Annotated in this window: 11 protein-coding genes; 4 read left to right on the top strand and 7 right to left on the bottom strand. The window is 37.3% G+C overall.

What is annotated here, in order from left to right; translation table 11 throughout:
- Positions 1–386 precede the first annotated feature (386 nt).
- Positions 387–1,862: a WD40 repeat domain-containing protein gene (locus tag AC2JBO_RS22055; protein ID WP_496955800.1), complete on the top strand. Its 1,476-nt coding sequence runs from the start codon at positions 387–389 to the stop codon at positions 1,860–1,862.
- A 94-nt stretch (positions 1,863–1,956) separates the two neighbouring features.
- A complete protein-coding gene (locus AC2JBO_RS22050; protein WP_496955797.1) occupies positions 1,957–2,277 on the top strand; it encodes a PH domain-containing protein in 321 nt (106 codons plus the stop codon).
- A 53-nt stretch (positions 2,278–2,330) separates the two neighbouring features.
- Here AC2JBO_RS22050 and AC2JBO_RS22045 read toward each other — a convergent pair whose 3' ends face one another.
- On the bottom strand, positions 2,331–5,072 hold the full coding sequence (locus AC2JBO_RS22045) for a CHAT domain-containing protein (RefSeq protein ID WP_496955796.1): 2,742 nt from the start codon (positions 5,070–5,072) through the stop codon (positions 2,331–2,333).
- Positions 5,073–5,266: 194 nt separating this feature from the next.
- Between AC2JBO_RS22045 and AC2JBO_RS22040 the strand changes: the two genes are divergently transcribed.
- Complete coding sequence (locus AC2JBO_RS22040) at positions 5,267–5,416, top strand: hypothetical protein (RefSeq protein ID WP_496955795.1); 150 nt, start codon at positions 5,267–5,269, stop codon at positions 5,414–5,416.
- Positions 5,417–5,516: 100 nt separating this feature from the next.
- On the opposite strand, the gene AC2JBO_RS22035 is transcribed toward AC2JBO_RS22040, so the two are convergent.
- The 5 genes from AC2JBO_RS22035 to AC2JBO_RS22015 form a co-directional block, all read right to left on the bottom strand.
- Entirely contained in the window at positions 5,517–5,801 is a 285-nt protein-coding gene (locus tag AC2JBO_RS22035; RefSeq protein ID WP_496955794.1) for a hypothetical protein, read from the bottom strand.
- A gap of 470 nt (positions 5,802–6,271) precedes the next feature.
- Positions 6,272–6,544 carry a GNAT family N-acetyltransferase gene (locus AC2JBO_RS22030; RefSeq protein ID WP_496955793.1) on the bottom strand — a complete coding sequence of 91 codons (273 nt, stop codon included), beginning with the start codon at positions 6,542–6,544 and terminating at the stop codon, positions 6,272–6,274.
- Positions 6,545–7,119: 575 nt separating this feature from the next.
- Positions 7,120–7,266: a hypothetical protein gene (locus AC2JBO_RS22025; RefSeq protein WP_496955792.1), complete on the bottom strand. Its 147-nt coding sequence runs from the start codon at positions 7,264–7,266 to the stop codon at positions 7,120–7,122.
- Positions 7,267–7,357: 91 nt separating this feature from the next.
- Positions 7,358–7,966, bottom strand: a complete 609-nt coding sequence (locus AC2JBO_RS22020) for a PH domain-containing protein (RefSeq protein WP_496955791.1) — start codon at positions 7,964–7,966, stop codon at positions 7,358–7,360.
- Positions 7,967–8,207: 241 nt separating this feature from the next.
- On the bottom strand, positions 8,208–8,606 hold the full coding sequence (locus AC2JBO_RS22015) for a hypothetical protein (protein WP_496955790.1): 399 nt from the start codon (positions 8,604–8,606) through the stop codon (positions 8,208–8,210).
- A gap of 245 nt (positions 8,607–8,851) precedes the next feature.
- On the opposite strand from AC2JBO_RS22015, the gene AC2JBO_RS22010 reads away from it, so the two are divergent.
- Positions 8,852–11,005: a family 10 glycosylhydrolase gene (locus AC2JBO_RS22010; protein WP_496955799.1), complete on the top strand. Its 2,154-nt coding sequence runs from the start codon at positions 8,852–8,854 to the stop codon at positions 11,003–11,005.
- On the opposite strand, the gene AC2JBO_RS22005 is transcribed toward AC2JBO_RS22010, so the two are convergent.
- Entirely contained in the window at positions 11,002–11,127 is a 126-nt protein-coding gene (locus AC2JBO_RS22005) for a hypothetical protein (RefSeq protein ID WP_496955789.1), read from the bottom strand. The two genes, AC2JBO_RS22010 and AC2JBO_RS22005, sit on opposite strands and share 4 nt — an antisense overlap.
- Positions 11,128–11,168 lie beyond the last annotated feature (41 nt).

The following is an 11,168-nucleotide window of genomic DNA, read 5'->3' as shown; positions in this document are numbered from 1 at the left end:
CGAGTCTTGATGCCATCCCTAACAATTGCTCAGCAGACGAAAGTTGCCATCATGTCAACTGTGCAGCCCACGCTGCTACGGACGCTGCTGCTGCTCTTACCCCTGCTTCACCGCTATCAGCCCACCTGGTAGCGCCATTCAGTCGCAAATGAATGTCAATTCATCTTGTGCAGATGTCTCTGAACGCGACGAGAATATTGCTGTTGTCCGCGCTGCCCAGCCCTGCCTGTGGTGACCCCAGCAGCCCACCAACCGAGGCATGGCTGACCTCCATTAACGAGTAAACGAAGAGAATCGTACACGTACAGGGCACGTAGTGTATCGTTGAGGAGCAGCATGAGGGGTGCCCGTGAAATGGCCGATGGTGGGCTGCCTGGTGTGTCAGAATTTCGAGGCAGTCTGCTGTTGTAATCAGTTCTGACAATCAAATTGTAGCAAGTGGTAGTAATGATACAACCATAAAGATATGGGATATCAATACTGGAAAATGCGTAAAAACTTTGCAAGAACATACTAGGGGAGTAGCTTCGTTATTGATTAGCTCAGATGACAAAATCTTGGTAAGTGGCAGTGGTGATAAAACTGTGAAAACTTGGGATATCAGTACTGGAAAATGCTTGAAAACCTTTGAGGGTCATCAGTTTGCAGTTTGGAGTGTTGCTATTACTCCCGATGGTAAAAAATTAATTAGTGGCAGTAATGACTGTGACATTAAAATCTGGGATGTTGATACAGGAGAATGTATAAAAACGTTGCAAGGACATACTCGTGGATTATATTCGATATCTATAAATCCAAAAGATATGATACTACTTAGTGGTAGTAAAGACCAGACAGTAAAACTTTGGGATATTAATACAGGAGAATGCATCAAAACTGTACATGGATTTGCTAATTGGGTAAACTTTTTAGTAAATATTCCCAACGCAGAAACTATTATTAGTGGAAATGAAGATGGTACAATCAAAGTCTGGGATATTGGTAATGGAAAACTTATAAAAACTTTAACTGCTCACTCTGAATGGATTAATTCACTTGCACTTGGTCATAATTCTGCATTACTAGCTAGCTCTGGAGGAGATGGGAAAGTAATGCTTTGGGATACAATAAAAACAGAATTGATAGGTACGTTTGAACTTGATCATAGTCGAGTATTCACTTGCTCTTTCAACGAAGATAATAGTATTTTGGCAAGTGCAGGGACTAGTGGCAGTATAACTTTATGGAGTTTACATAACAAAGACATTTTGAAAACATTACAAGATGATTCAGATATATACTGCTTAGTTTTTGCAGATAACAATACTTTAATCAGTAGTTCATATGGCAAAATAAAAATCTGGAATATTCAAAGCGGAGAATGTGTAGCATTGCTAAAAGGACATTTTGGAAATATACGGTCACTTTCACTTGCTTCAAACTCAGAATGTTTAGCTAGTGGAGGTGACGATAAAACTATTAGATTATGGGATATTAAAACTAGAGAATCTTTAGGGTTATTAGAAGGACACATTAGCAAAGTCAACTCTGTCGCATTTAATGCAAATTCTCAAATATTAGCGAGCGGTAGCTGTGATGAAACAATAAGACTTTGGGATATCCAATCACAAAAATGTTTGAAGATATTAAAAGGTCATACTGGTAGAGTTCAATCAGTTGTTTTTCTTTGTGATTCTTCTATTTTAGTAAGTGGTAGCTACGATGGTACAGTAAAGGTATGGAATACTGAAACAGGCGAATGTTTAAAAACACTTAATGATAGACCCTACGAAAACATGAACATTACAGGCACCACTGGTTTAACAGCAGCAGAAAAAGCCACGCTCAAAGCACTCGGCGCCGTAGATGAACAAGATTTGTAAAAATAATTACGTCCTTGTGCAGCTATTTAGGTGCCTGTCTCGGTCATGCTACTATATCAATAATTATTTTACCAAGACCTTGGATATCTTTTTTATGACCGTTCTTTACGAAGACGAGTACATTGTTTGTGATGACGATGCTATTACAATTCATTGGTATTACTTTCCAATTGGCAGCAAATGCATTCCTTACAATAGTATCCGTAGCGTTCAAGAGGAAAGCATCGGGTTTTGGGATGGAGCAGGGCGTATTTGGGGGATGGGTTTGAGTCCAGAATGGTTCCACTTAGATTGGAAGCGTCCCTCAAAAACGAAATCCATTATTATTGATGATGGCAACTGGGTAAAATCAATCATCACCCCAAGGGAACACGACATAGTTCTGCAAATTCTTCAACAAAAAGTAAATCGATAAAAGTATGCCTGTTAGGTTATATTACCAACTTAAAGACTTAAGTACTTGGATACTTATTCAGCTTCTCCAATAAGTGTAAAAGCAGCCCAATGCAAGGGATGCTTATATTCCTCTTTAGCTTTAGTTACTAACATTGCTTTACGTAATGCCGTAGCTTTATCAAGCTTTTTTTGACGAAGATTTTTGTAAAATTCGTTCATCAAAAACTCGCTAGAGCCATCATCTACAGCCCAGAGGGAAACAATCACGCTTGTAGCACCAGCACTAATAAACGAGCGAGATAAACCAAGAACGCCATCTCCTGTGATTTTACCTCTACCAGTATCACAAGCACTAAGTACAACTAAATCAGCATGAAGTTTTTGTTTGAACTTTAAAATTTCCTCTGCGGTCAGTAAACCATTATCTGTACCAAAGGGGGCAAGAGCAATAGCACTTTTCAGACCATACAAATTATCAAATAATCCATGAGTTGCAAGATGAATAATTCTTGATGTGAACATTTTTTCAACCACTGTATTTTTGGTTGCAGCACTACCAATCAAAGGTTGAGTGTTGAGTATGGATGAAATTGCTTTTGCTTCTTTTTCTGCTCCAACTAAAGGTTGTAGTTGCGTAGGTTTTGAAAAAGGCTCTAAAGATATAGTAGGCATAGTTGGATTGCCGACAACTAGATTATTTAAATTCTGTTTTATTTTTATATGCTGTTTTTGCTTACGAGTTAAATCTAATGCTTGAATTGATGGTGCTGTGAGAATAGTATGTTTTTCAATTAAATATTTGCCTTTCTCATCAATTAAGGCGCCGAATGGTACGAGAAATAAAGAACCTTGAGGAATAAAAATCACTCGTTCGTTAGAATTAGTAGGAAGAACGTCTATAATAGGTTTAATTAATAAGTCGTGAAGTTTCTGTAAATTTTGAGTGTGATTCTTAATTGAAGCATTTTCTGAATTTTGTACTACCAACCCACGATGACGAGTAACTAAATCTATGGCGCCTAAAGATATACGTGTATTATTAATAATTGTATCTATACTATCTGTATATTTTTTCAAATCGTATGAGCGAAATATGATTTTCCCTGTGGGTTTAATCAGCCATATGTAAAGATTTGATTCAATTATTGAATACTCAACAAGTGTTGCATTCTGTTCAGTAGCAATTGCTTTAAGTTGATGAATGGACGGTAAATCAGCAAGTGGCTCCCCATTTTTAGGATTCGGTCCATCTAATTGATTCAATAATGGCTGCATCTGTGAATCTACAGCATAAACAACTGGTCCATCATAAACACTTTCAGGTTTTAAAGTTCTCATTAATGAATCTGAAAATATACGAGCGCGCGCTTGCTCAGAAACTTCTAAAGCTACTTCGTATTTATTCTGAGCAATTAAAGCTTTTTGCAGAATTAAGTAGCTAGGGTAATGGTCTTCATCAAAAAATGATACTAATTCATCATCAGGAAATTCTCTCCTCATTATTAGTTGTCCAGAACGCCTCATATCCTCTAACCTCTGAATATTTTTGCGAATAAAAGTCTCTGCATCTAATGGTTTGTTAGATTGTAAGTAAGCAAAAGCAAGAGAATATAAAGAGATAGCTTCTTCCTTACTGATGTAGTTGAAATTACTCTGATTTTTATAATATTCTACTTGTGTTTTATAAAATGCAATACTCTCCTGGTGTTTTCCTAATATATTGTATGTTTCACTAATTTTCTTAAGTATAGTTTGTTCTTGTTCTCCACGACATATATTTCGATAATACTGACAATGTTCTATCGCTTTAAGCCATAAATATAAAGATTGTTTATAATTACGCTTTTGATATAAATCAATGCCTTGTTGAAACAAATATTCGCTCTTCTCTGATGACACATTGATTGCAAATTTATCGATTTCTATTACAGGAAGTTGATTTATTTTATTATAAATAGCAACTGATTGTTCCCATAATTTAAATGCTGATTCAACTTGACATTCTTTATAATGTTTAACACCTTGGTGATATAGTTCTTCTGCTTTCATTTTGAGAATATCACTTTTCTCCTTTATTGCTGCCATTCTTTTTTGTATTTCTATCTCACCCTTTTCATCTTTTATTCCTTTCGCTATTATCAAAGCATGTCTCAATGATATCGTGGCATCACTATATTTACCTAGATAATAATAACTATCCCCAAGACCTATAATAGCTTTAACAGTATTTTGATAATCATGAATCATAGAGTAGTTTGACAAAGCCATTTGAAAAGGTTTTATAGCACTATCAAATTGTTGATTTTGATATAATCTATTTGCTGTTATTAAAGATGTTTTTGCTTCTATTTTTAACTTCTCAATAGTATCTTTATTCTGGAGTTTATATTTATTGAACCAAGTATATTGATATATTTTTTCATTTACTAGCTCAGGAGTTGAAGGGATATCGTAGCGTTGATTCACAATTAAGTATTGTTGATAGTACTCTGTTATTTTAGTACAATTACCTATAATATTATAGACAGTGCCTAAATTAATTAAAGCTTCTGTCTCTCTTGAAACGTCTTTTATATCTCTAGAATATATTAACGCTTTTTCAAAAGATTGTATAGCAAGTTGAAATTCTCCTTGATTATACTGTTTCTTACCTTGCTTAAGTAGTTGATTAATTTCTACACTCTGTATATTTTGTGGCTGCGCTACTGCTCGAAATATTTTATACATTAATAATTCAAACACTAATGATATCAGTAGAACAGATGCTAAAGTAGAAACTTTGAATCCTATTTTATACAAACGCATAAACTTCATATAATATATTACAAAACTTCAAGTCAGAAAAAGGCAGATACTTTAACAATATATATCTGAGCTACTAGAAGTTATGCAAATTGGTGGCGCCAAGCTCAAGGAGTACAATTTGCGTGCAGCGAGTGCTAGTAGATACTTTAATCTGAACTTACCCCCATATTCATGTACTAAAATCGCCTCAACGCTGTATCTTAATGGCGCGCGCGGAGGCAGAAACTAATACACTTCATCCTGATTTAGGTGAAGAAATATATACTGCTTGGGTAGAAATTATGAATCTAGCAAACCCTTACGACGTTGATTTAAATGATTGGATTAATGTATTAACTGTTAATATAAAGTAGAGCCAGTAATCGTCCGCGCGCTGTTTGAGGCAATTAGGTTGATTATTATTAAGTACTCGGAGCTAATACGTCAATCAATTTAAATTTTTCGTAAACAAGTTCAAAGATTTTTATGATGCTTGGCAATTAAATTTTGGAGATACAAGCATGTATCTGCCAACGTCAGATACAAAAAATTACCTTCACTGTCAAGAATTTCATACTCATCAATGACGTTATGATTTGCATCTTCTCCCCATCCATGACCAATAAATATTCCGTCATGTTTTGCTTGTTCTATAAGTTTATCAATTTCTAAAAGTTTGTCTCTATATTCAACTTTGAGTTTCCCAACTCTAATCATCTCATCAAGTCTGGCTTCATATTCATCGTACATTTTGTACATAAAAACTGTGTAAATAGGTGGACAGTAAAAAACACATTAATTATATAAATCTTAATACGCATGGCGCCTGCGGTTTATTCAATTGGCATCAGTTTATATAAATACAGGCACCTTCAAATAAGGCGTTACTGTATGAAAGCCATTGGGAATTGGTTTAACTGCCATTGTTTTCCCCTCTAGAAAGAACAAATGTATTTTAGCGTGAGAAGAGATGTATGGAGGTGCCTGAAAAAGTATGTTTTTACATGGTGCCCAATTTATATTCATCAGATAGTACTCTATAATGCATAAATACCAATCGCCTTCGTAATAGTGTGGCGAGAAATAGTTTAACAAAGCCGAACTTCAATTTGAGTGGATAGGGCAACGCTAGCCACTTAATTGGCACAAAGCCCAACTGGGTATAGAACGGTAGCAACCTCGCTCCACATAATAGGTACAGTGGCGCAGTCGCTTGCTTAATTAGATGTTCAGCTAGATATGTTCCCAAGCCTTGACGGCGCCAATGCATGAGCCACAACTAAACTGCCCAATTCCTGAACACTATGATGTTGGCGCAGCTGACCTATTGCCACTAAGTGTTTATTATTCTCAATTACCCAAAACTGGAACCAAGTCAATTGTGTAGGATTAACTCGTTCAGTAGACACTAGTGACTTAATTGCCTCCGCATCTGTGGCACAGGCTTTGCGAAGAACACATTCTGGTGGCAACTTGAGCGTACCTTCTGGTTGATGATTCATGGTTTAGTTCTCGAAGTAATAATTGCTGCTCTATTTTTTGGTATGGCGATTTACATGTTGCCCTTTCCAGTCTTATGCAATAATAATTACGTATATTATTATTATCAATGTTCCATCTCTTGGCGCCGCTCAAAGCCGGAAGAGTTTATCTAGAAAAAATAAAGTTTGACATTTAAGCCCACATCTATAAACACAGGCGCCTTTAACAATAAACTTGAGGCGCCTTTAACAATAAACTTGAGCTTTTTAATATAGCGCGACTACTTCCACCAGCGCTTAAATAATAACGGTGACACTGATAACAATACCAAAAAAACTGACGCTAGTATAAACGAGGACGCATCGCTTCCTTGTAAAGCGGTTTTTCCGGAAGCACCTAACCAGGTATACGCAATCGTCCCTGGAATTACTCCAACTAGAGTTGCAAGGGTATAAATCTTTAGGTCGATTGCGGTTAGTGCCAACAAAAAGTTAATAATAATCGTTACCCACTGAATAATGTTAATTAAATTAGTATAAACACTCTCCGTATTGTCTATAAATTCGCTACAAGTATAACTTCATTGGCACCGTTTTTAACAACTGTATAAGTCAAAGGCGCCTTTTAATTTCATCTTTGCTGCGTTGTCCAAGGCGCCAGAGGATATTCTGATGGTTTCAGCAGCTTTTACAGCAATCATTGTTTTGTCGGTTTCATGCTTAAATTGGTAATGATTCTTCAAGTTGTCTGAGTAACTGTTGAATATCTGAGAAAAGCTTGAGCTAAGTTTTGTTGAGTGATTTGATAACTTGTGTATACCGTAGCAACGTTTCCTAAGAGCGAATATATTTGCTAAAAACATCACTAAAGTCACGTTTTGTATAATTTACCAACATGATGGAATTGAGGTTTGTAAGAATATCATTGAATTGAGTTGTTATCGCTTCCCCAGATGTTACATTACTAATCTTGTACATAGATGCGATAGCATCTAGCGTTTTTAGTGCATTATTTCTACAAATATTATCGGTATACTGACGCTTACTAATGCTAATCAAGGTTTTATAGATATCCTTCAATTGTTCGATAAAGTCCTTTCGCACATTTATAATGAATGAGTTTGCTCCAATATTAAACTTTAATTCGATATCCATATCTATGGTTCCGGCTGTTTCCAATGTTACGCCTGAAATTATCTCCGAAGCATATTCGTATCTTTTTATAGACCGCTTTGAGGAAGCAGCAGTAACACCGTCTACGTGAATTAATGCAAAGTTGGTAAAACAGTACTCGTCTTTCTTTGACTTAATTAGGAAAAATATCTTTTCACCATCTTCGTGAAACAAATAATCATCAGCATCAACCTTATTAAAATCTTGGGGCTGAATTATGGAGCCGATATCACTCAAACCAAGCGCTTCTGAAGCCATTGCTCTAAACATTTTAGTAGTCTCCGATTAATAGTTTTTTAGAAGGAACGTTTCTTCTCGTCAGAACACTTCCCAAATTTTAACAAGTTCAAAGCTAATGTCAATATTTGTAACTAACTACAAACAAGCCAATGAAGGAAACCACTGTCTTCTGCAAATAAGGGGTGTCTCAAAACCACATTATCTGCATTCTGAACCACAATCGCTGCAAACAGTTGAAGAAAAAGTTATGAGTCAAGAAGAGGCAATTGAGTTACTCCTTGGGTAAAGGTTCGAGTGAAAAAGGCGCCCGCATCGAAGACGAAGCCGCAGTAGGAAATATCAGTGCTGAGTGATTGGGGCAGTGCATTACCAAAGCTGTTATTAAACCCAGAATTGTACTGCCGCCTAAAAACCCTGCGTATATCTTTAAACCGAGAAATGCGGTTGGCACTGGAGGTATTGCATGGTAACGAACTAGGTACAGCTTTGCGTAAAATAGTGGCGAATTGAGGGGTTGAAATTTGAACGCAAAGGGGAGACAGCACGCCTTTGGGGGTTCCCGCCAATTAATTTCATGTACTACCGATAAACTATTGAGTTCAAAAAAGAGTCGGCGCCTCCCCGATGAAGATTCGTAAAAATAATTACAGAGTACTAAGATACGCGCCATATCTAAATTTGAGTTTGAAATTTGTGGGTTATAGAAATTAGTACCCAGTTTAGGCACAGTTTGTCAAGAATTACGTCAAATATCCTGCGGTTAAATTACTGTATTATTATTCCTAATGTAGTAATTTTCCGTGCGTATGAAATATACTAACTAAATTTATTTGGTACTTGGCAATCATGATAATTCTTGTCTGGAAAAAAAGTATAGGGAGTAACATATCTTTCGTTAATAAAGCATTTAACTGGATGCTATTGTTCGTCACAAATATCAAAAAGCGTCTGCTACCGTTGTTATTTTTGCTCTCATTTACAGCAGTACTACTACTTCAAAGCTTTTCCCTACCTAATATTGCCCAACTACCTCCCCAAAATCGACAAGAAATTCGTGGTGTGTGGCTGAGTAGTAATGATTTAAATGTTTTTCGCTCTGGCGCTAAGGTACAGTCCGCCATGCGCCGACTGCAAGAACTGAACTTTAATACTATTTATCCTGTAGTTTGGAACGATGGTTATGCAAAATACCCCAGTGCTGTTCTCCAAAAAAAAGGTATCCCCTTTTTCTTTAGAGGTGCGGAAGGACAAGATGTGTTTGCAGATATTATCGCCCAAGCGCGCAGTACTGCGTTACTAGCTATACCCTGGTTTGAATTTGGTTTTATGGTTCCCCTGACTTCCGAACTTGCATCAGCACATCCTAATTGGCTAACACAAAAGCGGGATGGAACTCAAACTTCAATTAGTGCAGCAGGAGAAGTTGCATGGTTGAATCCATTTCATCCGGAGGTGCAGAGTTTTATCAGCGAACTCATAGTGGAAATCATGACCAAATACAATCCCGATGGTATTCAATTTGACGACCACATGAGTTTGCCTATAGATTTCGGTTACGACAAGTATACTATTAATCTTTATACTCAAGAAACTGGCAACCCTCCCCCGCCTAATCCTCAAGCTCAAGCCTGGATAAAATGGCGTGCTGATAAAATTACTGCCTTTATGGTAGACCTCCACCAAAGCGTAAAAGCAATAAAACCAAATGCGATTGTCTCAGTTTCCCCTAATTACTACGATTTTGCCTACAAGTTTCACCTGCAAGATTGGCTAAACTGGGTGCGATTGGGTATTGTTGACGAGTTAGTCATGCAGGTTTATCGTGACGATTTAAACGACTTTAGCAGTAAAATTACTCGCCCAGAAGTTTTAGAAAGTCAACAAAGTATTCCCGTTGGTATCGGTATTATGGCTGGATTGCGGGGTCGTCTGGTGACAATCGCCCAAATTCAATCCCAAGTACAAGCAGCGCAACAACGAGGCCTAGGTGTTGTTTTTTTCTACTACGAGAGTCTTTGGGATATCGCCCCAGAACCAGCCCTGCAGCGACAGTCAGTATATGCAGCGCTTTTTCCTACTTCCAGACGGCGTGATGTATCTCAAATTACACCTCGCCAACCAACTTTTAAAACCGTCTCTTTACCTTTATTTACCAGACCTAACGCAGGAAGGTTCTTCGCGGGTTATTTTCTGGAATTATCGAGTGCAGGTGGCGCCCCAAGACGTATTTTATTAGATACAGGCTCATCAGGACTGCGAGTGCCCAGAGAATTTTTAGGTAATGCTCCCATACGCAGAACAGGGCAAACTATCAGGGACACATTAAGTGATGGTACTATTTTAGAAGGTGAATTAGTTTACGCTCCGATTCGCTTTGGTTTAATTCCCACAACAGAACCCGTACCTATACAAATTGTGACTAGTCGCCAATGTACCGCACAAAGACCTAACTGTTCCGCTAAGAGCGGTACTCCTTTCTCCGGTATTATTGGAGTCAACTATTTTGAAAAATCCCTTCCCTACAACCCGTTAAGAAAGTTACCAGGGAATTTAAGTAATGGATTTATTGTCACTGGTAATAGTAACAGTAACGGTAATCTGACTCTAGGTTTAACAAGTGAAAATCAAGCGGGTTTTAAAATGGCTGCTTGGACTAAACAACCTGCAATTAATGGTGTCGAAGGTGACAGATGGGACTCTCGACTGGGGGGAGTTTGCGTAACTATCGCAGGCAATGCAACAAAAATTCCTTGTAATGCCAGAATGATTGTTGATACTGCAACTATTAATGGCTCGATAGAAGTTAAGTCAGCAGCCACAATTGGTAAACTAAAAGCAGGAGTATTAGGTGCAGCAAATGCCTTAAGGTTAGCAATTAATGGCGTTTTTGATTACAGTTTAACACCCGGTAACCGCGATGGTTTTAATCGCTGGAGTTTAAGTATATCGCCGCAATTAGAATTTCCGGTATTTGTTAATACTGGTATTGGCTTTTTTTATAGATTTGACGTACTCTTTGACCCCGTGAATGGGAGACAGGGTTTTCGTCCTCGGAGTCAATCAACTTAAGTAACCCCTATAATGTCACTCTCCGAAGCATTTAAAAGAAAATCAAGTAGTTTTGGCGCCTCTTCAACAGTCAAATAAGGTGTTACTGTATGAAAGCCATTGGGAATTGGTTTAACTGCCATTGTTTTCCCAAGTAATTGGTAAATTTAGCCATAGAATTATT

It is taken from the genome of Calothrix sp. CBUCES-K 9914 (genome assembly GCF_059640475.1).
The sequence above is the reverse complement of the archived record's forward strand: the minus strand, read 5'-3'. Positions and strand labels throughout refer to the sequence as shown.

Bases quoted from the DNA above. Each gene is read 5' to 3' on its own strand.
- AC2JBO_RS22050 (WP_496955797.1), top strand. From the start codon at position 1,957: ATGACCGTTCTTTACGAAGACGAGTACATTGTTTGTGATGACGATGCT.
- AC2JBO_RS22045 (WP_496955796.1), bottom strand. From the start codon at position 5,072: ATGAAGTTTATGCGTTTGTATAAAATAGGATTCAAAGTTTCTACTTTA.
- AC2JBO_RS22040 (WP_496955795.1), top strand. From the start codon at position 5,267: ATGGCGCGCGCGGAGGCAGAAACTAATACACTTCATCCTGATTTAGGT.
- AC2JBO_RS22035 (WP_496955794.1), bottom strand. From the start codon at position 5,801: ATGTACAAAATGTACGATGAATATGAAGCCAGACTTGATGAGATGATT.
- AC2JBO_RS22030 (WP_496955793.1), bottom strand. From the start codon at position 6,544: ATGAATCATCAACCAGAAGGTACGCTCAAGTTGCCACCAGAATGTGTT.
- AC2JBO_RS22020 (WP_496955791.1), bottom strand. From the start codon at position 7,966: ATGTTTAGAGCAATGGCTTCAGAAGCGCTTGGTTTGAGTGATATCGGC.
- AC2JBO_RS22015 (WP_496955790.1), bottom strand. From the start codon at position 8,606: ATGGCGCGTATCTTAGTACTCTGTAATTATTTTTACGAATCTTCATCG.
- AC2JBO_RS22010 (WP_496955799.1), top strand. From the start codon at position 8,852: ATGCTATTGTTCGTCACAAATATCAAAAAGCGTCTGCTACCGTTGTTA.
- AC2JBO_RS22005 (WP_496955789.1), bottom strand. From the start codon at position 11,127: ATGGCAGTTAAACCAATTCCCAATGGCTTTCATACAGTAACACCTTAT.